Below are 24570 nucleotides of genomic sequence, written 5' to 3' on the forward strand. Positions count from 1 at the left end.
CACCCGCACCCGCACCCGCACCCGGCGACGCACGCGAGGGGCCGTGCCGGTACGTCGCAGCCCGTCGCTTACGCCCGGATCGAGCAACGGCTCCCCACCCGGCCCACGCCTGATCCAGCGGCGACGGGCTCGACGTACCGGCACGGCCCCGCCCCACCACCACCCGCACGCTCGGGGACACCCCTCATCCACCCCAAGGCAACCACGCCCGCACCTCGAACCCCCCGTCCCCCTCCACCCCGTGCGACAACCGCCCACCCGCGAGGGCGGCACGCTCGGTCAGTCCGATCAGCCCCTGCCCGGACCCCGGCACGTGCGGCACCTCCCCCGACGGCGCCGGATTGCGCACGGACACGGTCAGACCGTCCCCGAACCCACCCGAGACACGGACGGTGACCTCCGCGCCCGGCGCGTGCTTGCGCGCGTTGGTCAGCCCCTCCTGGGCGATGCGGTACGCGGTGCGGCCGACGGAGGCCGGCACGCCCGCGTCGTCGGCGACGACCAGATCGAGGACCACCTTCATACCCGCCTCCCGCGACTCCGCGGCCAACGCGTCGAGCGCCGCGAGCGTCGGCTGCGGCCGCCCCGCGTCGTCGGCGTCCCCCGCCCGCAGCACGCCGATGATCTCCCGCAGGTCCTGCAGCGCCTCGTGCGCGCTCTCCCGGATCACCCCGGCGGCCCGCGCGACCTCCTCGCGCGGCGCGTCCGGCCGGAACTCGAGCGCCCCGGCGTGCACGCTCAGCAGCGTCAGCCGGTGCGCCAGCACGTCGTGCATCTCGCGCGCGATGGCCTCCCGGGCCAACTGCTGCGCCTGCTCGGCCCGCAGCGCGGCCTCCGTCTCGGCCCGCCGCGCCCGGTCCCGCAGGCTCAGCATGAGCTGCCGCTTGGACCGTACGAACATGCCCCAGCCGACCACCGCCGCGGTCAGCAGCGCGGTGACCAGCACCGCGGCGAGGTACGGCAGATCGGGGTCGGGCCGCAGCCAGAAGTAGGCGGGGAGCAGCGCGAGCTGGCTGCCGGCGATCCAGGCCACGTACGGGAAGGGCCGGTGCACGGCCAGAGTGAAAAGGGCGACCAGCCCGGCGCCGCCCGCGGTGTTCGACACCATTCCGACGGGGATCATCGCCACGGCCAGCCCCAGCGGCCAGCGCCGTCGCAGCCAGACCGCGGCGCAGGCGAGCCCGCCGATCCACTGGTCGGCGACGGCCAGACCGTGCGGGACGTTCGGGTCTCCCGTCAGCGTGTCCGCGGCGAGCGCTCCGATGAGGACGGCCAGCGCAAACCATCCGAAGTCGACGATCCAGTCGCGCACGGTACGCCGGGGTCGCCCGCCCCTCCCGGTCCGTCCGGGATCGAGCTCGGCGGCCACCGCCGAGGGCAGCAGCCAGCGCCGCCCGGTCAGGAGCAGGGCGGGCGGCACCGGCAGACCCGGCGCGGACAGGTTCCCCGGTATGCGCGGCGGCAGGTCAGCACTCACGGTCGACAAATCTACGCAGTCGGATCTGCCGCTACCTCCCTCCGCCCGCCATCTGCGACCAAAGTCGCAAAGGCGAGGACTTTCGTTCCTCCTCGCCCCGGCACGGAACTCCGGACGGACGTGCCTCGCCCCGCGGGCGACGAAGACGGGGGCCATGGGCCGAGGGTCTCGCGACGAAGGGAGCGGTGAATCGGTCCCTGGAGGCACTGGGCGTCGTCACGCCGGCGCAGGGCGCTCTCGGCCCGGTGCACGGGGCGACCGGCCGCTCCAGGAGGGTGGGGCCTCATGGAACGGCTCGGCGTCCTCGACGGTTCCGTCTTGGCATATCACCGCCAAGATTTCTCCCGCCGCGTCCGATGAGTTTCCCGCAGGTCAACCTGCCGCCCGCCGTCCCCACACGGTCCCCGCGATCACGAGAACGCCGCCCAGCAGCCCCGCCGCGCCCAGTCGTTCGCCGCCGAGCGCGATGCCCGTGGCGGCGGCCCACAGCGGCTCGGTGCCGAGCAGCAGACCGACCCGGGACGGCGAGGTCCGGCGCACGGCCCACATCTGTACGAAGAAGGCGAAGAGCGTGCAGAACACCGCGAGGAACAGCAGGCCGGCCCACTCCCGCGCCCCGAAGTCCGCGGCCGTGGCCCAGGGCGTGGCGTCGGCGCCGACCGACAGCAGCGCGAACACGAGGACCGCGGTGCCCAGTTGCACCGTGGTCAGCGGCAGCGCGCCGGCGCCGCGGACCGCCTTTCCGCGGGACATGACGAGTACGTGCACGGTCCGGGCGGCGGCCGCGAGCAGCATCAGCAGATCGCCCGGCGAGGGGCGGGTGAAGCCACCGCTCTGGGTCAGCAGGACCACGCCGAGTACGGAGACTCCGGCCGCGGCGAGGAAGGAGCGGGCGGGCCGGACACGGGTCACGGCCGCCTCGGCGAGCGGCGTGAAGATCATGGTGAGGCTGATGACGAGGCCCGCGTTGGTCGCCGAGGTGTGCACGACGCCGTAGGTCTCCAGCAGGAAGATCCCGCTCAGGATCAGGCCCAGCGTCGCGGCCCCACGCCATTGCGCGGCGCTCAGCGCGCGCAGGGAACGCCACGCCACCGCCACCAGCACCGGCAGGGCGACGGCGAAGCGCAGCACCAGTACGGCGATCACCGTCCGGGCGGTGGTGACATCCTTGGCCGCGAGATAACTGGCTCCCCACACCGCCGCGACGAGCAGCAGGGGCAGGTCCGTGAGCCACGCGCGGCGGGGCGCGAGCGCGCCGGGTACGGCCATCGTCGACATGGGAGCGGTCTCCAGCGGGGCGGGCGCGGGCGTGGAGACGGCACCGGCTCGCACGGGGGAACGATCACCGTACCGACAGGAACGCGTGAGGGCTACACCTTTCCCGGGACACGACAGATTCCCCGGTCGGCCGCGCGCGGCGCCTTCGGCGGTAGTGTGCGGTCGACATTGCAGTTTGCACATGCCGAGGCGTCCTGCGTCGCGATCGGACACGTCATCCACGGTGAGGGACGATGATCGTATCGGTGGTGTCGATGCCGGAGGGCGTCGTCGTGCGCACGGACCTGCAGGGGGCCCGCGAGCGTCTGACGGCCTCCGGTTTCGTGATCGTGGACATCGATCTGGGCGAGGAGCCCCCATCTGACGACGACCGGCCCCTGTCGCGTCGGCTCGGGCTGGACGACGAGATCTGGGAGTGGCTCGGCGAACACGACGAGCACACGCGCGCCGACTTCCACGAGGGCGCCGCCGCGGGCATCGTCCCCGTGGTCTGCGGCGACCGGATCGTCCACGTCCAGATCCACGCCGACGAGGAACACGTGATCACGGTCCATCGCGGGCCCGTGGAGCTGATCGACACCTTCGTCGAACGGCTGCGGCACGACCGGCCCGTCGACTCGGTCACCGCGCTCTATCTGATCCTGCAGGGCGTCCTGGAGAGCTTCCGCCGGGCCGTCACGGCGGCTCACCTGGAGGTCGAGGACCTGGAGGAGGCGATGTTCGAGGAGCGGCAGCCGCGGCACGCCCAGGCGCTGGCCCGGCTGCGGCGGCGCGCGGCCCACCTGCACCGCTCGTTCCTGCCCTACGCCTCGGTCGTCCAGGAGATCCTCGTCCGCCGGAGGATGACCGCTCACGGCATCCCTGAGGAGCGGCGGGCGATGAACACCTTGCACGAGCACACGGTGCAGCTGGTGCTGCTGGAGATCGAGTCGCTGCGGGACGCGACCCGGCGGGCGGCGGGCAGTTACGCGTCGATCGTCGCCGATCAGCAGAACCTCGTGATCAACAGACTCACCGTCGTCTCGATGATCTTCTTGCCGTTGTCGTTCCTGACCGGGTTCTTCGGCATGAACTTCACGTTCTTGACCAAACGCCTCATGAGCGAGGACTCCTTCCTGGCGCTCGGTCTGGGCCTGCAGGCCGTCTCCGTGGTCGCCGCGCTCTACTACGTGCTGTACCGCACGCACTGGCGGCAGCTCGGGGGCAGCCGTTCCCGTGGCGCTACCGACGACCAGCTCTGACACCCCGGCCCCGGTCCCACGGCACGGCGGGGCCGACCCGGACGCCGAACGCCGGACGCCGAACGCCGGACCCCGGGTGTCGGACGCCGGGTGTCGGGCGCCGGACCCCGGACCCCGGGTGTCGGACGCCGGACGCCGGACGCCGAGCGCCGGACCCCGGGCCCCGGACGCCGCGGATCGTTCCTCCCGCGTCGGCGTCGGGCGGCCGGGACTCAGCCGCCTAGCGCCCGGTACCTGGCCTCCAGACCAGCCGCCCCCTCCCGCGTCAGCGAGCCGAACAGCCGCAGCCGGGAGATGCCGCCGTCCGGGAAGATGTCCACGCGCGCGTGGGTGCCGACGGCGGGCGCGGTGAGGGTGAAGCGATGGTTGGTGTCGGGCTGGAGGCGGGTACGGGGGAGGATCTCCCTCCACTCGCCGCCCTCGCCGTCCCGCACCGACACCGACGCCCAGCCCGCGCTGTTGCCCTTCAGACAGGCCGTGTCGATCTCCAGGGCACGGATCTCGGACCGGGCGACGAGCCGGTAGCGGATCCAGTCGTGCCCGGTGTCACGGCGGCGGCGCGTCTCCCAGCCGTCGTCCATCCTGCGGGAGCGCCCCGGCTGGATTGTGTTGGTGGCGGGCGAGTAGAAGCGGTCGGAGGCGTCCTCGGCCCGGCCGCCGTTCTCCAGGGCGACGACGTCGAAGGTGCCGAGCGCGCGGAGCCACGCCGGGTCGGGGACGATCTCGCCGTGGACCCGCAGGCGCGCGATGCCGCCGTCGGGGTGCTGGTTGACGCGCAGGTGCGTGAAGCGCTGTTCGACGTCGACGGCGAATCCGTTCGCCGCGTGGCCGCCGACCGCCGTGCGCGGGACGAGGGTGGTCCACTTCACGTCGTCCGCCAGCAGTTCGAGCGGCGACGGGGAGCCGGGCATCGACACGCCCTCGACCGACACCGCCTGCGGGTGGTTGCCACGGAAGTGGGCCGTGTCGACGACGATGCCGTGGATGACGCCGGGCGCGCCGAGGCGGACCAGCGCCCAGTCGTGGTCCTCCTCCGTCGGCCACGGGTGGTCGGCCGAGACGCCGCGCCGGCGCCGGGTCTCCCAGCCGTCCATGATCTTGCCCTTGTGGCCGAAGCGCTCGGGGTCGAACTCGGCGCGCCCGGGGACAAGGAGGTTCTCCCGCTCGGCGAAGAACTCGTCGGCGGCGACGACGACGCCCGCGCCGAGCCGCCGGTCCGCCAGGTCGGCGTCCCGCGCGAACGGGAACTCGGCGGTGCGGTAGTCGGCGTACGGGTCGCCGCCGCCGTAGGGGTTCGCGTCGCCGGTGAAGCGGGGAATCGCCGTCACGATGATCAGGTCTGCCTTTCGGGAGTCGGCCGGTGCGGGCGCACGTGCGGGTGCGGGTTGCCGGTACAGCGGGTGCGGGTACCCCACGTGGCCGCGGACGGCCACAGGAGCTACGGGGCTTACGGGGCTTACGGGGCTTACGGGCGCCGAGAGAGGAGTTCGCCGGCCGGTTCGGTGAACCGGCCCTCGGACATGACGCGTTCGCCGCGCAGCCAGGTGGACTTCACGACCCCGGTGAGGGTCTTGCCCGCATAGGCCGTGACCCGGTTGCGGTGTTCCAGCGCGGCGGGGTCGACGGTGAACGTCTCGTCGGGCGCGAGGACGGCGAAGTCGGCGTCGTGGCCCGCCCGGATGGCCCCCTTGCGGTGGCCGAGACCGACCAGCCGCGCCGTACGGGTGGACATCCAGCGGACGACGTCCTCCAGGCCGTGGCCACGCCTGCGGGCCTCGGTCCAGATGGCCGGCAGGCTCAGCTGCAGGCCGGAGATGCCGCCCCAGGCGGTCGCGAAGTCGTCCGTCTTCAGATCGGCCGTCGACGGCGAGTGGTCGGTGACGACACAGTCGATCGTGCCGTCGGCCAGCGCCTGCCACAGCAGGTCCTGGTTGGCGGCCTCACGGATGGGCGGGCAGCACTTGAACTCGGAGGCGCCGTCCGGGACTTCCTCGGCGGTGAGCGTGAGGTAGTGCGGGCAGGTCTCCACGGTGAGCCGGACGCCCTCGGCCTTCGCCGCGGCGATCAGGGGCAGCGCGTCGGAGGACGACAGGTGCAGTACGTGCACGCGTGCGTCGAGGCGCCGGGCCTGCGCGATCAGGTTCCCGATGGCGGTGTTCTCGGCGTCGCGCGGGCGTGAGGCGAGGAAGTCCGCGTACCGCCTGCCACCCTGGTGAGGGGCCGCGTCCAGGTGGTGCGGGTCCTCGGCGTGCACGATCAGCAGGCCGCCGAACCCCGAGATCTCGGCGAGGGACCGGGCGAGCCCGTCCTGGTCGAGCTCCGGGAACTCCTCCACGCCGGACGGCGACAGGAATGCCTTGAAGCCGAACACGCCGGCGTCGTGCAGGGGGCGCAGGTCCTTGACGTTGTCGGGCAGCGCGCCGCCCCAGAACCCGACGTCGACGTGCGCCCTGGAGCGCGCGACGTGCTGTTTCGTACGGAGGTGGTCGACCGTCGTCGTCGGCGGAAGGGAGTTGAGCGGCATGTCGACGATCGTGGTGATGCCGCCGGCCGCGGCGGCGCGCGTCGCCGTCCAGAAGCCCTCCCACTCCGTGCGGCCGGGATCGTTGACGTGCACGTGGGTGTCGACGAGGCCGGGAAGCAGGACGTCGTCGCCGAAGTCCTCCAGACGGGCGCCGGACGGCACCTCGGCGTCGTACGCGAGCACGCCCGTGATCCTGCCCCCGGCGACCGCGACCGAGGCGGCGCGTGTTCCCTCGGGAGTGATGACACGCGTCGAGCGCAGCATCAGTTCGATCTCTCCGACCTCGGACACCCGGACCCCTCTCGCCGCCGCTGTCGTCTTCCGGTACCGCTGTTCACTTCCACGCAAGAGAATTCAACGTTCTGTTGAAGGAGTCTTCACTCCCGCCTTCCCGCCGTCAAGAGCACGCTCCACCCTCCGCCGCGGGTACGCGCTCCCTTCCGCCGCGGGTACCCGATCTCTGGATGTTTCCACTTAATGGAAATATACTTCCGCACAGCAGAACGTAGCCACGCGCCACGAGGGAGTCAACCGACACCCGGGTAGGCTGCATCACTGCCTGTCAGCCTCGAAAGGACCGCGCCGTGCCGACGTCCCGCGCCAGCGACGCCCCAGCGCAAAACGCCTCCGCCAAGTCATCCGCGCCGAGCGGCGGTGTCCAGTCCCTCGAGCGCGCCTTCGATCTGCTCGAACGCATGGCCGACGCCGGTGGCGAGGTCGGCCTGAGCGAGCTCTCCGTCAGCAGCGGGCTGCCGCTGCCCACCATCCACCGGCTGATGCGCACGCTGGTGGTCTGCGGTTACGTACGCCAGCAGCCGAACCGCCGGTACGCGCTCGGCCCCCGGCTGATCCGGCTCGGCGAGTCCGCGTCCCGGCTGCTCGGCACCTGGGCCCGCCCGTACCTCGCGCGCCTGGTCGAGGAGACCGGCGAGACGGCGAACATGGCGCTGCTCGACGGGGACGAGATCGTCTACGTGGCGCAGGTGCCGTCCAAGCACTCGATGCGCATGTTCACCGAGGTGGGCCGCCGGGTGCTGCCGCACTCCACGGGCGTGGGCAAGGCACTGCTCGCGAACACCCCGGCGGACGAGGTGCGCGCGCTGCTCGCCCGTACCGGCATGCCCGCCGCGACGGAGAAGACGATCACCACGCCGGACGGTTTCCTCACCGCGCTGGAGGAGGTGCGCCGGCTCGGCTACGCGGTCGACGACAACGAGCAGGAGATCGGCGTCCGTTGCCTCGCCGTCTCCGTCCCCGACTCCCCCACCGCCGCCGCCATCTCGATCTCCGGACCCGCGGGCCGTGTCACCGAGGCCGCCACGGAGAAGATCGTGCCCGTGCTGCAGCAGGTCGCCGTGGAGCTGTCGGAGGCCCTGGCGAGCTCCGGCCCGAACGCCTGATCCTTCCCGCGCCCGCGCGTGAGCGACTTCCCCTCGGCTTCCCGTGTCCGCGAAGTCTGTACGCTGATTGGCCTGCCCCACAGGGCCAATGCGAGGGAGTTGGCATGGCGAACGGTCCGGTCGTCCACGGAATGGACAGGACGCTGGGAAGCCGGCAGCTCGCCGGGCTGCTGTCCGCCCCGCCGCGCACCGATGGCCGCCTCGGATACCGCGCCCTCGCCGACGGGGTCCGTACGCTGCTCCTGCACGGCCGGATCGCACTGCATGTCCGGCTGCCCGCGGAGCGTGAACTGGCCTCGACGCTCGGGATCAGCCGCGCCACGGTGACGGCGGCGTACGACCTGTTGCGGGAGGACGGGTTCGCGCGCAGCAGGCGCGGTGCGGGCACGTGGACGGAGCTGCCCGACGGCCACCGCCCGGCCAATGTGGCCTCCTTCCCGGCCGACGACGGGATGATCGACCTGGCCATCGCGGCGCCCGGCGCGCCCGAGCCGCAGCTCTCGGAGGCGTTCGCGGAGGCAGCCGGACAGCTGGCGCGGCAAGCCTCGACACCCGGCTATCACCCGTACGGGACAACGGAGTTGCGGGCCGCGGTCGCCGAGCGGTTCACCCGGCGCGGGCTGCCGACACTGCCGGACCAGATCCTCATCACGAACGGGGCGCAGCAGGCCCTCTCGCTGACGCTGGGGCTGCTCGGACGGCCCGGTGACCGGATCCTGGTCGAGAACCCCTCGTATCCGAACGCGCTCGACACGATGCGGCGTATCGGGCTGCGCACCACTCCCGTGCCCGTCACGGAGGACGGCTGGGACCCGGGGCTGATCGACGGTGCGCTGCGGCAGGCGGCGCCCCGGCTCGCGTATCTGATCCCCGACTTCCACAATCCGACGGGCCGTCTGATGCCGACCGAACAGCGGCTGGCCGTACTGGAGTCGGTGCGCGCGACGGGTACCTGGCTGGTGGTCGACGAGACGATGACGGACATCGCGCTGGAGATGCCCCCGGCCGTCCCGTTCGCGTCGCTTGCCCCGCGCGGGACGGGCGAACAGATCGTGACCGTGGGGTCGTTGAGCAAGACGCACTGGGGCGGGCTGCGGCTCGGCTGGGTGCGCGCGGGCTCGCGGCTGATCACGGAACTGGCCACCGCGCGGGTGCCGTTGGACATGGGCGGTTCCGTCCTGAACCAGTTGGTCGCTCTCGGCCTGCTGGCCCGCACGGACCAGGTGTTGGCCGAGCGGCTGCCCCGGCTGCGGACCCAGCGGGACGCGCTCGCCGCGTCTTTGGGCCGCCATCTCCCCGACTGGCGCTGGAAGTTGCCGCCGGGCGGGCTGTCCCTCTGGATCGACCTGGGGCGTCCGATCGCCTCGCCGCTGGCCCGCGCGGCTCTCGCCCGGGGCGTGCGCATCGAGGGCGGCGCCCGCTTCGGCGCGGACCCGGGCACCCATGAGTCCCGGCTGCGCTTCCCCTACACCTTGCCGCCGGAAGTGCTCGACGAGGCCGTACGCCGGGTCGCCGCCGCCCTGGACGGTGGCCTCGACACCGCGGGCGCGGACACCGGACGCCCACGCTGGGTCGCCTGACCGCGCCTGACCCGGACTACCGCGTCACGCCGTCCCCACAACTCGCCCGGCCCGGCTACCGCCTCCGCGGCCGTCCGGACAACTCGCCCGGCCCGGCTACCGCCTCCGCGGCCGTCCGGACAACTCGCCCGGCCCGGCTACCGCCTCCGCGGCCGTCCGGACAACTCGCCCGATCCGGCTACCGCCTCCGCGGCCGTCCGGACAACTCGCCCGGCCCGGCTAGCGCGTCGGCGGCCGTCCGAACAGTTCGACCGCACTGCGCACCTCCGCGAGGCCCGTCGCCAGCGCGCTGACCGAACCGATCGCGCCCGCGATCAGCAGCAGGGAGCGGCGCAGCCGCGGGATCTCGGGGACGCCGCTGAGGGCCATCGCGGCGAGCGCCGCGAGTTCGTCCTCGGCGATGCCTCGGTCGGGGAACTCCGCCGGATGCACCGCGAGTTCACGGCGCAGCCGGGAGACGGCGGTCCGCAGTTCCGCCACTCTCGGGTCCTCGTCGCTGCCGGTCACTGACCTCTGCCCCAAGCTCCGCAACACAGCTCTCTCCCCCCTCGCCCATCCCGGCGCGCGGGTGTCTCGCCCGCACGCCCGCATGTCCTGCGCCCCAGGGCGTCGGTCGGGCGCCGAGGGACGCGGGCAAGTAAACGCCACCCGGTGAGGTGGGCGCCACAGGACGGACCGAAATTCAGCCCCCCGAAACCGTGCGGTCGACGCGCGGTCAGGTATGCAGGACGTATGACGCACAGGGAAGACCAGGTCGCCGGACTGCTCCTCGCGGCGGGCGGGGGGCGACGGCTCGGGGGGCGGCCCAAGGCGCTGCTCGAACACCGGGGGCGCCCCCTCGTGGAGCACGCGGTCGAAGTGCTGCGAGCGGCCGGGTGCGCGCGCGTCCACGTGGTGCTGGGGGCGGACGCCTCCGTCGTACGGGAGCGGGCACGGCTCGACGGATGCGTGCTCGTCGACAACCCGGAGTGGGAGCGCGGGATGGGTTCCTCGCTGCGGGCCGGGCTCGGTTCGCTCGACGGCACGGGCGCGCGGGCGGTGCTGGTCGCGCTGGTCGACCAGCCGGGCATCGGGCCCAGGGCGTTCGCCCGGGTGCTCGCCGCGTACCGGGACGGGACCTCCCTGGTCTCGGCCGCGTACGACGGCAGGCGTGGCCATCCCGTCCTCTTCGGTGCCGCCCACTGGGCGGGTGTCGCGGCGAGTGCGACCGGCGACCGGGGGGCACGTGCCTATCTCGAGGAGCGGGCTGCGGCGATCACCCTCGTCGAGTGCGGGGACGTGGCGAGGCCGTACGACATCGACACGGAGGACGATCTGGGACACCTTGAGTGAGCGGCGTGGCACTGAGCGCCATAGTGCCTCGACCCGGAGAATCTCGACATCAACAAATCATTGAACTTCCACCATGAGGAAACTACTATCCACTGTTCAGAAGCGCCGTGCTGCTCTCCAGGCGCTCACTGCCCTGCCCGGGTCTCGTGGCACCCGGTGCCACGCTCGCTGAAGGAAGTGACAGCTCATGTCCGCACCAGCGCCGTCCCCGCTGGCCATCGTCGACGCCGAGCCCCTGCCCCGGCAGGAAGAGGTCCTCACGGACGCGGCCCTCGCCTTCGTGGCCGAGCTGCACCGGCTGTTCACGCCCCGGCGTGACGAGCTCCTCGCCCGCCGCGCGGAGCGCCGCGCCGAGATCGCCCGCACCTCCACGCTCGACTTCCTCCCGGAGACCGCCGCGATCCGCGCGGACGACTCCTGGAAGGTGGCCCCGGCCCCGGCGGCCCTGAACGACCGCCGGGTGGAGATCACCGGCCCCACCGACCGCAAGATGACCGTCAACGCCCTCAACTCGGGGGCCAGGGTGTGGCTCGCGGACTTCGAGGACGCCTCCGCCCCCACCTGGGAGAACGTGGTCACCGGCCAGCTCAACCTGACCGACGCCTACACCCGGAACATCGACTTCACGGACCCGAGGTCCGGTAAGTCGTACGCCCTGAAGTCGGACGAGGACCTCGCGACCGTCGTCGTACGGCCCCGCGGCTGGCACCTGAGCGAGCGTCACCTCGTCGCCGCCGACGGCACCGCCGTACCCGGCGCGCTCGTCGACTTCGGCCTGTACTTCTTTCACAACGCACAGCGGCTGATCGACCTCGGCAAGGGGCCGTACTTCTATCTGCCGAAGACGGAGTCGCACCTGGAGGCCCGCCTCTGGAACGACGTCTTCGTCTTCGCCCAGGACTACGTCGGCATCCCGCGGGGCACGGTCCGCGCGACCGTCCTGATCGAGACGATCACGGCCGCGTACGAGATGGACGAGATCCTCTACGAACTCCGCGACCACGCCTCCGGGTTGAACGCCGGCCGCTGGGACTACCTCTTCTCCATCATCAAGAACTTCCGTGACGGCGGACAGAAGTTCGTGCTGCCGGACCGCAACGCGGTCACGATGACGGCCCCGTTCATGCGCGCCTACACCGAACTCCTCGTGCGCACCTGTCACCGGCGCGGCGCGCACGCCATCGGCGGTATGGCGGCGTTCATCCCGTCGCGGCGCGACGAGGAGGTCAACAAGGTCGCGTTCGAGAAGGTCAAGGCCGACAAGGACCGCGAGGCGGGCGACGGGTTCGACGGGTCGTGGGTGGCCCATCCGGACCTCGTCCCGATCGCGATGGCCTCCTTCGACGCGGTCCTCGGCGACCGGCCGAACCAGAAGGACCGGCTGCGCGAGGACGTGTCGGTCGCGGCCGGTGACCTGATCGCCGTCGACTCGCTCGACGCCAGGCCCACCTACGGCGGTCTGGTCAACGCCGTCCAGGTCGGTATCCGTTACATCGAGGCGTGGCTGCGCGGCCTCGGCGCGGTCGCCATCTTCAACCTGATGGAGGACGCGGCGACGGCGGAGATCTCCCGCTCGCAGATCTGGCAGTGGATCAACGCGGGAGTCGTCTTCGAGAACGGTGAGAGCGCCACGCCGGAACTCGCCCGCAAGATCGCCGCCGAGGAACTGGCCGCCATCCGCGCCGATCTCGGGGAGGATGCCTTCGCCGCCGGCAACTGGCAGCAGGCGCACGACCTGCTGCTGACGGTGTCCCTGGACGAGGATTACGCGGACTTCCTCACGCTGCCCGCCTACGAGCAGCTGGCCGGCTGAACAGCCGAGCCGTCATCGCTCCGAGTGGCCCAGGGACCTGCCCGGGGCCACTCGGTCGCGTACGAGCCTCTTGACCGCCGTCGGTTCCGGGAAGCCCTGATCGCGGCGGTCCCAGACGATCTCGTCGTCGACGCGGACGACGAAGACGCCGCCCTTGCCGGGCTTGAGGGACAGCTCGTCCAGTTCGGTCTCGAACGTGGTGAGCAGCTCCTGCGCCAGCCAGGCCGCGCGGGGGAGCCAGCGGCACTGGGTGCAGTACTCGATCTGCACGCGGTGAGCGCCCGCCGAGGGTGTCGTGGTCATTCGAGGTGCACCGACCAATCCTGTTCCGCCGCCGGTTTGCCGTGGAGGTCCGGCACCCGCTTGAGCCAGTTCGGCCGCTCACGCTCGGTCCGCGCCGCCCGGTCCGCGTCCTCGGCGGCGAGCTGTTCGCGGCTCGGGAAGTCCGTGGGCAGCCAGGCCGCCGACGCCTTCACCCGGGCGAGGAGGTAGCCGACGTACGCGTCCCGGGCCTCGTCCGGGGTCGCGAAACCGGGCTCGTCCGCGAGCCAGGCGTCCGGTACCTGGGCCGTGACCTCCCGCAGCAGCGCCTCCGACACCTTGGGCGCCAGCTCGGCGTCCGCCGCCCGGGTGTCCGGGGCGCAGCCGCCGAGCGCGTGGTGCCGGAAGTCGTAGGCCCTCTCCGGCGCGGAGGCGTCCCAGCGGTGGTGGAAGACGAGGGCGGCGCCGTGGTCGATCAGCCACAGGCGCGGCGGCGCGATGCCGAACGTCGGCCAGATCATCAGGTTCGAGCTGTGCACCGTGCGGTCGACGTTGACCGTCAGCGCGTCCAGCCAGATCACCCTGCCCGCCTCGAGCGGGTCGACGGCGAAGGTCCTGGCGACCTCCGGGGTGAAGTCCCGCGCGCCCGGCAGATAATCCATCCCGAGGTTCACCCCGGCGCTGGCGCGCAGCAGGTCCTGGACCTCCTGGTGGGGCTCGTCCTCCGCGACCGCGGGGTCGAAGTGCACGAGGACCAGCTCGGGGAAGCGGAGTCCGAGGGCGCGCGCCAGCTCACCGACGATCACCTCGGCGACCAGCGCCTTGCGGCCCTGCGCGGAGCCCGTGAACTTCACGACGTACGTGCCCAGGTCGTCGGCCTCGACTAGCCCCGGCAGCGAGCCGCCCTCGTGCAAGGGCGCGACGTAGTGGTTCGCGATCACTTCTGTGAGCATTTTCCCAGGCTATCTGGCGGATGCGCCCCATCCTCCGGCACGAGGTGAGCATAGTGGTCGCGTGTGATCGTCGAGGGTGAGGGCCCCGGCCGGCTCGTGGACGCCACCACCGACCCGCCGGCCGCGTGCGGCCCCGCGCGGCCGGCGGGTCGTCCGTCGCGGTCACCGGGCGGTTCCCCCGCCGACCGGGCCTCGTCGCCCATGGCCGCCCCGGTCCCGAGCCCCGGCACGCACACCGCACTCGGACAGGAGGAACGAACATGACCACGACCGACCACGACGACACAGCCGTGCTGGACGCCGCCTTCAAGGCCGACGCGCACGACCGGTACGCGGAACTGCGTGCCCGCGGTCCCATCCACAAGGTGCAGATCCTGCGGGGCCTCGACACCTGGGTGGTGGTGGACCACGACCTGGCGAAGACCGCTCTGACCCATCCCGCTCTGCTCAAGGACGCGACGCCGGCCGCCGAGGCCCTCGAAGCGGTCGGATTCACCGCTCATCGGCCGGAGTCCGGCCTGGGTGTCAACATGCTCAACGCCGACCCGCCCGACCACACCCGGCTGCGCGGTCTGGTCGCGGCCGGGTTCACCAGGCCCCGGATCGAGGCGCTGCGGCCTCGCGTCGCCGAGATCGCCGAGGGCCTCGCCGACGCGATGGCGCCGCTGGGCACCGCCGATCTCGTCCGGTCGTTCACCGGCCCGCTTCCCGTCCAGGTCATCTCGGAACTGCTGGGCGTGCCGGAGGACGGCCGCGCCTCGTTCCGCGCCTGGACGTCCCAGGCCCTCGGTTCGCAGGCGGAGAAGCAACGGGAGGCCTTCGTCGAGCTCAACGGCTATCTGGCCGAACTCGTCGCCGAGAAACAGCGTTCACCCGGTGACGACCTGCTGTCCGCCCTCACCGCGGTGTACGACCAGCGGGACGGCCGGCTGTCGAAGGCCGAGCTGGTGGGCACCGCGAACCTCCTGGTGGTGGCCGGTCACGACACGACGGTGAACCTCCTGGGCAACGCCATGGTGGCGCTGTTGCGCCACCCCGAGCAGGCACAGCGACTGCGCGAGCGGCCGGAACTGCTGCCCGGCGCCGTCGAGGAGTTACTGAGGTTCGATCCGCCGGTCGAGTTCACACCGATGCGGTACGCGGCCGAGGAGATCACCCTCGGGGACGCCCGGATCCCGCGCGGAGGCACGGTCGTGGTGGCACTGACCTCGGTCGGACGGGCCGACCCCGCCATGACGGAGACGGAACGCGACGTCCTCGACGTGGGCCGCCCCGACGTCCGTCACCTGTCGTTCGGACACGGCATCCACCACTGCCTCGGCGCGCCGCTCGCCCGGCTGGAGGCGGAGGTCGGCCTCGGCACACTCCTGCGCCGCTTCCCGGATCTGGCCACGGCGGTGCCGCCGGCCGACATTCCGTGGATACCCGTCGGCCTCATGCGCGGGCCGGTCAGCCTGCCCGTGACCTTCACCCCGGTCCCCGCGACGGACTAGGGCGGATCCGACCGGCGTACGGCTCTGATCCCGTCGAGGACCGGTCGTCGAGGACCACGTGAGGAGGCCCGCTCGGTCCGTGTCCCGCCGTGCCCCGCCGTGCCCCGCGGCAGCCGGTGGTGGTGGCGACGGCACGGACGACGGGCCGGTCCGCGCGGGCCGGCGGCCGGCCGGGTCAGTCGCCGGCCAGCGGGTTCGGCAGCGGCAGATAGCGGGCGTCTGCGCCGTCCGCGCCAGTCCAGCGGAGCAGCAGGTTCGTCTTGCCGGGGAGGGTGGGGGCGGTGAGCAGGTCCGTGACCGCGTCCGTGATCCCGGGCAGGCCGTGACCGGCCAGTACGGTCCGTACGGCGGGCCAGGGGTCCCAGCCCGGGTGCCGCTCCGCGAGCAGGGCGGCCAGCTCGATCACGTTGTTGACGATCAGGCAGTAGACCAGCCGCTCCCACCCGGCGGCCCGGTCCACGTCCGTCAGCAGTTTCACGCCCTCCGCGTCCCGGAACAGCGCCTGGACGGGCGTGCCGGCGGCGTCCACGGCCACCAGGGTGTTCTGCAGGTGCGCCTCCAGGACGACGCCGTGCCGCGCGAACGCCTCCAGCACCGGCGGTACGACGTGGCGCAGATATGCCGTCCACCAGGCGGACGGATCACCGGGACCGTCGAGTGGGCTGCCCGCGAAGCCCTCCACCAGGGCGGCCGCGAGCAGGGGTGTGGTGCCCGGGGCGACATGCTCGCGCAGCCCGTCGCGGACGAGGACGGCGAGCTCCTCGAAGGCGAAGTCGGCGGTGCGGTACCCGCGGTCGCTCAGCCAGGCGGCGGGGGCGCCCATGGAGGTGAAGGCCGCCGCGGTCGCCGCGTCCGTGCGGCGCAGCTTCAGCAGGTCGTGCCGCCACAGCCGGCGGATGTCGTTGGTGATGCGCACGTCGAGGCTGAACTTGACGAAGAGGTCGTCCTCCGGGGCGTACAGCGTGCGGATGGCGGCCGTCGGCCACAGCGGGCGCGCCGTGCGCCCCAGGCGGACCAGCCGGCCGTCGGCGAAGGCGTCCCGGACCGACGGGCGCGAGCCGACCAGGTCGAGCTGCCAGGGGTGGGCCGGCAGCAGCCGGTAGCCGTCCGGCGCCTGCCCGAGGGCGTCGAGCGGCGTCGTGTCGCCCTCCTCGACGACCGTGTCCTCGCGCACGCCGAGCAGCTCCAACGGAAATCGCGCGTACGCCTCGGGCGCGTACGGCAGCCAGCCGGCGGCGGGGCCGCCACCGCGCGCCTTGGGCGCCGGGTGGTACGGATGCCCGGTGATCAGGGACTGCTCGGAGCGCACGTACGGGTCGGCTGGCGGCGTCGCGACCGAGCGGGCGGCGAGCAGCGCGGCCACCGTGTCACGGCTGTCGGTCATCTCCGCGGGCAGCTCGGAGTTGGGCAGCCCGGTGAGGAGCAGCAGTTCCTCCGCCGTGAGCTCGACCAGCGCGGTGTGGTCGAGCCGCTGCCACCCGCCGTCGGCGTACACCTCGGGAGCGCGGGGCCGTCGTGTGCCCCGCACCCGCATCAGCCGGCCACTGGCGCGGAGCCGGAACGCACCGGGGTCCCCGGCGGGTTCCGCCACTTCCCGCAGCAGACAATTGAGCAGCGGCGCCGCTGCGTACGCGTCGGCGGTGTCTTCGCCTTCTCGGTCGCTCCCGGCCGGCGGAGGCAGTCTCGGCGGCATGGAGTCCACACGATCCATTCGTTCCCTACGGTGCACTGGTGATCATTATGTCTGTCGGCGCGGGCGACCGCGACGCAGCCCCCGTATCCAAGGAGCCCGACCGTGCACCGTCCCCCCATGCCCGAGGCCGAAGCCGTGCTCGCCGACGAACTGGGCAGCGTGCGTCCGGACCTGTCGGCGCCGTACGCGGACGGCCTCCCCGGCGCTCGGGCCGCCGTGCTGACCCGGCTGTGGCGGGCGCTGGCCCATGAGCCGCTGCCGTGGGTCGCGCGCCGCGAGCGGGGGCGTGAGGGTCTCACCCTGCACCTCACGGACGGGCGGCGGCTGCACGGCCCGCACGCGGACCCGTACGCCTCCGCCGCGTACGTCACCGAGCTGCGGCTCGACGACCGGCCGTACGACCGTCCGGACCGGCTGATGACGGCTCTGGCCGTCCCGCACGCCCCCGCCTTCGCGGCCGAACTCGGCCACAGCGCGGCATCGTTGGCCCTCTCCCGCGCACATTCCGTCCCGGTCGGCCGGGAACCCGCGGCGAGCTGGGAGTGGGAGCAGCGGGTGGTCGACGGGCACCCCTACCATCCGAACTGCCGCTCCCGTCCGGGGTTCTCGGCGGCCGAGCAGCTCGCGTACGGCCCGGAGCACCGGCCGGTCGTGGAGCTGGGGCTGGTCGCCGTGGACGACTGTGTGGTGCGCGGCGAGTGGCCCAAGTGGCTGCGGGACGAGGACCGTGTACTGATCCCGGTACACCCCTGGCAGGCGGCTCACGTCCTCGACCGGCGTCACCAAGAGGGTTTCCCCGCACATCCGTTGATGTCACTGCGGACCCTGGCGCTGCCGGACGGCCCGCATGTCAAAACGGCCCTGAGCGCCCGGCTGACGTCCTCCGTCCGGGACATCTCGGTCTACTCGATCGAGACGTCGGCGACGGTCTCGGCGTTCGCGGAACAGATCGCGGCCCGTACGGACGGTCTGCTGCACGTGACCCGCACCCTCGGTGCCGTGTCCGCCCACTCCCCCGCTCTGGCGGCGGTGCTGCGCGAGACGCCGGACCTGTACGCCGACGCCGGCGAGCGCGTCGTCCCGGTGGCGGCCCTGGCGGCCACCGGGCTCCCCCGGTCTCCGGGCTGGACGGCGCGGTTCGCCCGTCTCGCGCTCACCGTCGGGCTGCGGCTGCTCGACCTGGGGGTGGCCCTGGAGGCGCACGGACAGAACCTCCTGGTCGTGCTGTCCGCCGCGGGGGAGCCGCTGCGGCTCGTCTACCGCGACCTGGCGGACATCCGCGTCAGCCCCCTCCGGCTGGCCCGGCACGGCATCGCGGCCCCCGCGATGTCCGGACGGATCGTCACGGACGACGAGACGACGCTGCGCCGCAAGCTGTTCGGCTCGCTGGTCGCCGGCGCGCTGGGCGCGACGGCGGGTTCCTCGGCCGTGCTGCGCGAAGACCTGGCGAGCGTGGTGGGCGACCTGCCCCGCACCCCCGACCTCACGGCGCTGCTCGACGAGCCCCTGCCGACCAAGGCGTTGACCCTGATGAGGCTGTCCCCGGAGACTCCCGGGGACATCTGGGCGCGGCTTCCCAACCCGTTCACCGGCCGCCCGTCCTGAAGATCGTTTTGAAGCCCGGCACCTTTGATCAATAGGATCCGGCGATGATCACAAGACAACGGCTGGCGGCGGGAGTCTGCGCCCTGCTCGCCGCCCTGACGGCCGGGATCGCCTTCCCTGCCGGAGCGGTCGCCGACGAAACGGCGGCGCAGGCCGCCCCCAAGGTCGAACTCGTGCTGGACGTCAGCGGTTCGATGCGGGCGCGCGACATCGACGGCGGATCACGGATGGCCGCCGCCAAGCAGGCGTTCAACGAGGTGCTCGACGCGACACCCGAGGAGGTCCAGCTCGGCATACGCACCCTCGGCGCCAACTACCATGGCAACGACCGCAAGACGGGCTGCAAGGACACCGCCCAGCTGTATCCGGTGGGAACGCTGGACCGCACGGAGGCGAAGACCGCCGTCGCGACCCTGAACCCCACCGGCTGGACACCGATCGGCCCCGCGCTGCTCAAGGCCGCCGCCGACCTCGACGGCGGCGACGGCACCCGGCGCATCGTCCTCATCAGCGACGGCGAGGACACCTGCCAGCCGCTCGACCCCTGCGAGGTGGCCCGGGAGATCGCCGCCAAGGGGGTCGGTCTCACCATCGACACGCTCGGGCTGGTGCCCGACGCGAAGACCCGCGACCAGCTCAGCTGCATCGCGGACGCGACCGGGGGCACCTACACCTCGGTCCAGCACAAGGAAGAACTCACGGACCGTGTCGGCCAGTTGGTCGACCGGGCGGCCGATCCGGTGGCGACGCCGGTCGCCGTCGAGGGCGCCGGCGCCTGCGCCGAGGCCCCGGCCCTGAAGTCCGGGCTCTACACCGACCGTGAGGAGTTCGCGCAGCACCGCTGGTACCGGGTGGACGTCGAGCCGGGCAAGGAGCTGCGCGCCTCGGTGAGCGTCGCGGCCGACCGCACGGTCAATCCCGACTACGGGGTGCTGCTGCGCGCCGTCACGGTGCACGGACGGGAGATCGTACGGGGCGAGGCGGCGGGCAACGGCCGTACCGACGTCATCTCGACCGGTCTGCGGTATCCGAAGGCGGAGAGCGACGACGAGAACGCCGCGGCCGAGACCGTGTGCCTCCAGGTGTCCAACTCCTTCTCGGCGGCGAGCGGCGTGAAGACCACGCCCGGCATGCCGCTGGAGCTGACGGTCGACGTCGTCGACGGACCGGACCAGGCGAGCGACGTGGCCTCCTTCGGCCTCGGGCGCGGCTGGTGGCTGCTCGGCGCCCTCGTCGTCATCGGCTTCCTCGCGGGTGTGCTGTGGGGCTGGCTCTCCCGCCTGCGGATCGCGATCTGGAGGACCAACTGATGCGTTTCGAACGTGTGTTGAGTACGGCTCTGCTGCTGCTCGGGGTCGCGGCGGCACCCGCCGTCGCCGACTCCTCGCCCTCCCCGAGCCCCTCGGGCGACGACAGCGCGCCCACCCGGGCCGGTACGTCGTTCCGTACGGCGACCGAGATCGGGCAGGGCTCGCGGGCCACCGCCAGCGGGTCCGCGGGCGACTACCTGTACTGGTCCTTCCCCGCGGACGCCGGTCAACGGCCCACCGTGAAGGCGACGGTGAAGCTGCCGGAGGCCTCGACGCGCGGGGCGTCCGAGACCTGGCAGGTCGACGTGTACGACGGGCTGCGGCGGCGCCAGGCGTGCCAGTACGGGGCGCAGACGCGGACGGCGGCGCAGGACACGGCCACCGTGGAGCTGTCCTGCACCCTGCGCACGGTGCGTGCCTGGTCGGAGACCTGGGCCGACGATCCGCTGCCGGGCACGTACTACATCCGGCTGACGGCCACCGGACTGCCTGCGTCCGAACTGGGTCTGCCGGTCGGCGCGGAGGTGAAGGTCGACTCCAAGGACATCGGCGGCGCGGCCGCGGTGGACGGCTCGCTGGGCAAGCCGCTGGTGCCGGGGATCGCGACGAGCGCCAAGGAGTCCGACGACTCAGGTTCGCGAACGTCGAAGACCGCGCTGTCGTCGATCGAGCCCGACGACGGCTGGACTTCCGGCTGGTGGTCCGACCGCTGGGTGTGGACCGGGATCGGCGGCATCCTCGCGGCGCTCGCGGGCATCGGCGGCTACGCGCTGACCCGCGGATCGGGACGCCCCTCCCGGGTGCCCCCGGGCGTCTAGTACCGCTCGACGGCGTGGACGCCCGTGCAAGGGCGTGAACGCCGCCCGCACGAAGGGCGTGGACGCCCGTACGACGACGAGGGCCCGCCGTGCTCCCCCACGGCACGGCGCGCCCCGTCCCCGTCCGACCCGCCCTCCTGTCCGGCCCGTCCCCCGTCCGGCCCGTCCCCCCTCCGCCCCGTCCCCCGTCCGGCCGATGGCGCGCGGGTGTCACTCCCCGCGCAGCACCTTGGCGAGGGTGCTCTCCCCGGTGACCTCGATACGGCCCTCCCGCACCGCCTCCAGCACGGTCGAGGCCCCACGGCTCACCGCCGTACAGGTCGCGGTGTCCAGCGACAGCCGGACGTCCGGCTCCTGCGGGGCGGGCCCGTCCCCGTAGACCGGCCCGTCCTGGACACCCAGCCGTACATGGAACTCGCCCTCGTCCAGCCGGACTTCGACCAGCCCCTCACCTTCCCCCGCCAGGCCCCGCAGCAGCGGCAGCGCGAACCAGTGCGCCCGTACGGCGTCGGTGGCCCCGCGCTCGCCGAGAGCGGGCGCGCCCCATGCGCCGAGCGCCTGCAGGACCGGGAGCAACTCGCCGCCCCGGTCCGTGAGTTCGTAGACGTACGCGGCGCCGGGCGGCGGCAGCCTGCGCCGGGTGGTCAGCCCGTCTCGTTCCATGTCCCTGAGCCGGGAGGCGAGAACGTCCGTGCTCACGCCGGGCAGATCCGCGTGCAGATCGGTGTAACGGCGCGGGCCGCCGAGCAGCTCGCGGACGATCAGGAGGGTCCAGCGGTCACCGACGGCGTCGAGCGCGCGGGCCGCGGAACAGTACTGGTCGTAGCTTCGGCGAGGTGACATGCGACGCAGTCTAGACACGTTGTTGGACTTTCCAAGCGCCTACTTGGTAAAACCAAGCAACACCACGAAACCGGAGGACGCAGCTCATGGAGTTCCGGCAGTCCAGCAAACTCAGCGAGGTCTGTTACGAGATCCGCGGCCCGGTGATCGAGCACGCCGACGCACTGGAGGCGGCCGGCCACAGCGTGCTGCGCCTCAACACCGGCAACCCCGCGCTCTTCGGTTTCGAGGCTCCGGAGGAGATCCTCCAGGACATGATCCGGATGCTGCCCCAGGCGCACGGGTACACCGATTCGCGCGGCGTCCTCTCGGCCCGCAGAGCCGTCGCCCAGCGGTACCAGGACCGTGGCCTGGAGGTGGACGTGGACGACGTGTTCCTCGGCAACGGCGTCTCCGAACTCGTCTCGATGGCCGTCCAGGCCCTGGTCGAGGACGGCGACGAAGTCCTCATCCCCGCACCGGACTTCCCGCTCTGGACGGCCGTCACCACACTCGCCGGCGGCAAGGCGGTGCACTACCTCTGCGACGAGCAGTCGGACTGGTACCCGGACCTGGCCGACATGGCGTCGAAGATCACCGACCGGACCCGGGCCGTCGTCATCATCAACCCGAACAACCCCACCGGCGCCGTCTATCCGAAGGAGGTCGTCGAGGGCATCCTCGACCTCGCCCGCCGGCACGGCCTGATGGTCTTCTCGGACGAGATCTACGACCAGATCCTCTACGACGACGCGGTCCACCACTCGGCCGCCGCGCTCGCCCCCGACCTGGTGGTCCTGACCTTCTGCGGTCTGTCGAAGACGTACCGGGTGGCGGGCTTCCGCTCGGGCTGGCTGGTGGTGACGGGCCCCAAGCAGCACGCCCGCAACTACCTGGAGGGCCTGACGATGCTCGCCTCCATGCGGCTGTGCGCCAACGCGCCCGCCCAGTACGCCATCCAGGCCGCGCTCGGCGGCCGCCAGTCCATCCACGAACTGACCGCGCCGGGCGGCCGGCTGCGCGAGCAGCGCGACCGGGCCTGGGAGAAGCTCAACGAGATCCCGGGCGTCTCCTGCGTCAAACCGAAGGGCGCCCTGTACGCCTTCCCGCGCATCGACCCCGAGGTGCACCGGATCCACGACGACGAGCGGTTCGTCCTGGACCTGCTGCTCCGCGAGAAGATCCAGGTCGTCCAGGGCACCGGCTTCAACTGGCCCCGTCCCGACCACTTCCGCATCCTCACCCTCCCGCACGCCGACGACCTCGACGCGGCGATCAGCCGGATCGGGAGATTCCTGAGCGGGTACCGGCAGTAGCGGCGGACGCCCGGCGCCGCGTTCACCCCAGGCCGACCTCGCACCACACCGTCTTGGTGTACGGGTCACCGCACGTCGTCCCCCAGTGTGCCGCCAGCGCCTCGACCAGGAGGAGCCCCCGGCCCGACTCGGCCTCGGGCGGGGCCTGTCGGAGGGAACCCGGCTCGGGCGGACGGCGGTCCGGGCGGGGGTCCGTCACCTCGATACGGAGCGTCGCGTCGGCGCGGGCGGTGAGGGCGAGCCGGAAGTCCCGCCCCCTCTCCCGGCCGTGCAGCGCCGCGTTCGACGCCAGCTCCGCCACCAGCAGCGCGGCGGTGCGGTTCCCCTCGCAGCCGTAGGGCCAGCCCCACCGGTGCAGTTGGTCGGACGTGAGGAGGCGGGCCAGCCGGGCGCCTCTGCGGGTCGCCGACAGCTGGAGGGTGAGGTCGCGGGTGGCAGCGGCAATATCCACGTTCATGTCACTCAGCGTGGTCGATCGTCACTACGCTGAACAGCGACATCGGCGGTACGCGGGATCACTGTCCGGTCGCGGTCCGGCGCTGTCCGGCCCGCGCCGCGTGGAGGTGGGGGGACATGGACGTCACGGCCAACGAGCCGCGGCCGGCCGACGGCAACGACGACGACTCGGCGGCCGTGCTGCGCACGGTGGGCAAGGTCATCAAGATGTGGCGCGAACGGGCGGCGCTCAAGCAGTCCGAACTGGGCACCGCGATCGGATACAGCGAGGAACAGGTGTCGTCCGTGGAGCGCGGACGACGTGCGCCCAGAAGGCAGTTCCTCGAAGCGGCGGACCAGGCACTCGGGGCGGCCGGAATGATCGCCGGGCTGGCGAAGGACGTGGAGGAGGCCCGGTACCCGAAGAAGGTACGGGATCTGGCGAAGCTGGAGGGTGAGGCCGTCGAGATCTGCGCGTACGGCAACACGGTGGTCCACGGTTTGCTGCAGACCGAGGAGTACGCGCGAGCCCTGTACGGCATGCGTCGCCCGCTGTTCACGGAGGACGAGACGGAACGGCTGGTCGCCGCGCGACTGGCACGCCAGGAGGTCTTCGCCCAACAGCCGCCCCCCATCTTCAGTTTCGTCCAGGAGGAGGTGACACTGCGCCGTCCGCTCGGAGGCAGAATGGTGATGCGCAGACAGCTCGAACACCTCTTGGACATCGGCCGACGACGCAACGTCGAGATCCAGGTCATGCCCACGGACCGCGAGGACCACGCGGGACTCGCGGGGTCGCTCCATCTGCTGAAGCTCCGGGAAGGCGACACGGTGGGACACAACGAGGTCCAGCTCACGAGTCGGCTGATCTCCAATCCCAAGGAGACTCAGGTCCTCGAGATCCGGTATGGGATCATCCGGGCCCAGGCCCTCACGCCGCGTGATTCGCTGGCCTTCATCGAGAAAGCGCTGGGAGAGACATGACCACCGGTAGTTCCGAGCTGAAGTGGTACAAGAGCAGCTACAGCACGAACGACGGCCCTGAGTGCGTCGAAATCGCCGTCACGCCCCGCACGATCCACATACGGGACTCGAAGAACGCCCAAGGCCCCCACCTCGGCTTCACCCCCGACCACTGGACCGCCTTCGTCACCTTCGCTATCTCCTCCTCCCCCTCCTGACGGCCACGCCCCACCCGTGCGCGTCCGTGGAGTCGGAG

At 72.3% G+C, this 24570-nt stretch carries 22 protein-coding genes; 12 read left to right on the forward strand and 10 right to left on the reverse strand.

Features of this window, described 5'->3' with window-relative positions:
• Positions 1-184: 184 nt before the first annotated feature.
• Together ACFVTC_RS35585 and ACFVTC_RS35590 are read right to left on the reverse strand one after the other, a co-directional pair.
• Positions 185-1426, reverse strand: a complete 1242-nt coding sequence (locus ACFVTC_RS35585) for a histidine kinase (RefSeq protein WP_390132975.1) — start codon at positions 1424-1426, stop codon at positions 185-187.
• Positions 1427-1849: 423 nt separating this feature from the next.
• Positions 1850-2755 carry a DMT family transporter gene (locus ACFVTC_RS35590; protein WP_390132977.1) on the reverse strand — a complete coding sequence of 302 codons (906 nt, stop codon included), beginning with the start codon at positions 2753-2755 and terminating at the stop codon, positions 1850-1852.
• A gap of 233 nt (positions 2756-2988) precedes the next feature.
• Here ACFVTC_RS35590 and ACFVTC_RS35595 point away from each other — a divergent pair, with 233 nt between their 5' ends.
• On the forward strand, positions 2989-3996 hold the full coding sequence (locus ACFVTC_RS35595; RefSeq protein ID WP_390132782.1) for a CorA family divalent cation transporter: 1008 nt from the start codon (positions 2989-2991) through the stop codon (positions 3994-3996).
• Between the two features lie 212 nt (positions 3997-4208).
• On the opposite strand, the gene alc is transcribed toward ACFVTC_RS35595, so the two are convergent.
• Together alc and allB are read right to left on the reverse strand one after the other, a co-directional pair.
• Positions 4209-5324, reverse strand: coding sequence for an allantoicase (gene alc, locus ACFVTC_RS35600; protein WP_390132784.1), 1116 nt, complete (start codon positions 5322-5324; stop codon positions 4209-4211).
• A gap of 137 nt (positions 5325-5461) precedes the next feature.
• Positions 5462-6784 carry an allantoinase AllB gene (gene allB / locus ACFVTC_RS35605; protein WP_390132979.1) on the reverse strand — a complete coding sequence of 441 codons (1323 nt, stop codon included), beginning with the start codon at positions 6782-6784 and terminating at the stop codon, positions 5462-5464.
• Between the two features lie 320 nt (positions 6785-7104).
• Between allB and ACFVTC_RS35610 the strand changes: the two genes are divergently transcribed.
• On the forward strand, positions 7105-7920 hold the full coding sequence (locus tag ACFVTC_RS35610; RefSeq protein ID WP_390132786.1) for an IclR family transcriptional regulator: 816 nt from the start codon (positions 7105-7107) through the stop codon (positions 7918-7920).
• Between the two features lie 104 nt (positions 7921-8024).
• A complete protein-coding gene (locus ACFVTC_RS35615) occupies positions 8025-9500 on the forward strand; it encodes a PLP-dependent aminotransferase family protein (RefSeq protein ID WP_390132788.1) in 1476 nt (491 codons plus the stop codon).
• 219 nt (positions 9501-9719) lie between these two features.
• On the opposite strand, the gene ACFVTC_RS35620 is transcribed toward ACFVTC_RS35615, so the two are convergent.
• Complete coding sequence (locus ACFVTC_RS35620; RefSeq protein ID WP_390132790.1) at positions 9720-10034, reverse strand: DUF5955 family protein; 315 nt, start codon at positions 10032-10034, stop codon at positions 9720-9722.
• Between the two features lie 198 nt (positions 10035-10232).
• Between ACFVTC_RS35620 and ACFVTC_RS35625 the strand changes: the two genes are divergently transcribed.
• Positions 10233-10832 (forward strand): NTP transferase domain-containing protein, encoded by a 600-nt coding sequence (locus tag ACFVTC_RS35625; RefSeq protein ID WP_390132792.1) that lies wholly within the window; start codon positions 10233-10235, stop codon positions 10830-10832.
• 187 nt (positions 10833-11019) lie between these two features.
• Positions 11020-12645, forward strand: a complete 1626-nt coding sequence (gene aceB, locus ACFVTC_RS35630) for a malate synthase A (RefSeq protein WP_390132794.1) — start codon at positions 11020-11022, stop codon at positions 12643-12645.
• Between the two features lie 12 nt (positions 12646-12657).
• Here the strand turns inward: aceB and ACFVTC_RS35635 are convergent, their stop codons facing one another.
• Together ACFVTC_RS35635 and ACFVTC_RS35640 are read right to left on the reverse strand one after the other, a co-directional pair.
• A complete protein-coding gene (locus ACFVTC_RS35635) occupies positions 12658-12948 on the reverse strand; it encodes a SelT/SelW/SelH family protein (protein ID WP_390132796.1) in 291 nt (96 codons plus the stop codon).
• On the reverse strand, positions 12945-13859 hold the full coding sequence (locus tag ACFVTC_RS35640; protein ID WP_390132798.1) for a HipA family kinase: 915 nt from the start codon (positions 13857-13859) through the stop codon (positions 12945-12947). The genes ACFVTC_RS35635 and ACFVTC_RS35640 overlap by 4 nt, the downstream gene beginning before the upstream one ends.
• A 260-nt stretch (positions 13860-14119) precedes the next feature.
• Between ACFVTC_RS35640 and ACFVTC_RS35645 the strand changes: the two genes are divergently transcribed.
• On the forward strand, positions 14120-15352 hold the full coding sequence (locus ACFVTC_RS35645; protein WP_390132800.1) for a cytochrome P450: 1233 nt from the start codon (positions 14120-14122) through the stop codon (positions 15350-15352).
• A gap of 175 nt (positions 15353-15527) precedes the next feature.
• Here ACFVTC_RS35645 and ACFVTC_RS35650 read toward each other — a convergent pair whose 3' ends face one another.
• The gene (locus ACFVTC_RS35650) at positions 15528-17063 is read right to left on the reverse strand and encodes an IucA/IucC family protein (protein WP_390132802.1); all 1536 of its coding nucleotides are present in this window, start codon (positions 17061-17063) and stop codon (positions 15528-15530) included.
• 99 nt (positions 17064-17162) lie between these two features.
• Between ACFVTC_RS35650 and ACFVTC_RS35655 the strand changes: the two genes are divergently transcribed.
• The 3 genes from ACFVTC_RS35655 to ACFVTC_RS35665 are packed head-to-tail and all read left to right on the forward strand — an operon-like array spanning position 17163 to position 20778.
• Positions 17163-18650: an IucA/IucC family protein gene (locus tag ACFVTC_RS35655; RefSeq protein WP_390132804.1), complete on the forward strand. Its 1488-nt coding sequence runs from the start codon at positions 17163-17165 to the stop codon at positions 18648-18650.
• Positions 18651-18694: 44 nt separating this feature from the next.
• Complete coding sequence (locus tag ACFVTC_RS35660; protein WP_390132806.1) at positions 18695-19960, forward strand: VWA domain-containing protein; 1266 nt, start codon at positions 18695-18697, stop codon at positions 19958-19960.
• On the forward strand, positions 19960-20778 hold the full coding sequence (locus ACFVTC_RS35665) for a hypothetical protein (RefSeq protein ID WP_390132808.1): 819 nt from the start codon (positions 19960-19962) through the stop codon (positions 20776-20778). The genes ACFVTC_RS35660 and ACFVTC_RS35665 overlap by 1 nt, the downstream gene beginning before the upstream one ends.
• Before the next feature lie 210 nt (positions 20779-20988).
• On the opposite strand, the gene ACFVTC_RS35670 is transcribed toward ACFVTC_RS35665, so the two are convergent.
• A complete protein-coding gene (locus ACFVTC_RS35670) occupies positions 20989-21621 on the reverse strand; it encodes a winged helix-turn-helix transcriptional regulator (RefSeq protein WP_390132810.1) in 633 nt (210 codons plus the stop codon).
• 86 nt (positions 21622-21707) lie between these two features.
• On the opposite strand from ACFVTC_RS35670, the gene ACFVTC_RS35675 reads away from it, so the two are divergent.
• Positions 21708-22916, forward strand: coding sequence for a pyridoxal phosphate-dependent aminotransferase (locus ACFVTC_RS35675; RefSeq protein ID WP_390132812.1), 1209 nt, complete (start codon positions 21708-21710; stop codon positions 22914-22916).
• Positions 22917-22938: 22 nt separating this feature from the next.
• Here the strand turns inward: ACFVTC_RS35675 and ACFVTC_RS35680 are convergent, their stop codons facing one another.
• Positions 22939-23373, reverse strand: a complete 435-nt coding sequence (locus ACFVTC_RS35680) for an ATP-binding protein (protein WP_390132814.1) — start codon at positions 23371-23373, stop codon at positions 22939-22941.
• Between the two features lie 116 nt (positions 23374-23489).
• On the opposite strand from ACFVTC_RS35680, the gene ACFVTC_RS35685 reads away from it, so the two are divergent.
• Both ACFVTC_RS35685 and ACFVTC_RS35690 read left to right on the forward strand, forming a co-directional pair.
• Complete coding sequence (locus ACFVTC_RS35685) at positions 23490-24335, forward strand: helix-turn-helix domain-containing protein (protein ID WP_390132816.1); 846 nt, start codon at positions 23490-23492, stop codon at positions 24333-24335.
• Positions 24332-24532 (forward strand): DUF397 domain-containing protein, encoded by a 201-nt coding sequence (locus tag ACFVTC_RS35690; RefSeq protein WP_390132818.1) that lies wholly within the window; start codon positions 24332-24334, stop codon positions 24530-24532. The genes ACFVTC_RS35685 and ACFVTC_RS35690 overlap by 4 nt, the downstream gene beginning before the upstream one ends.
• Positions 24533-24570: the final 38 nt, after the last annotated feature.

The organism is Streptomyces sp. NPDC057950 (assembly GCF_042887295.1).
Taxonomy (GTDB): Bacteria; Actinomycetota; Actinomycetes; order Streptomycetales; family Streptomycetaceae; genus Streptomyces; species Streptomyces kaempferi.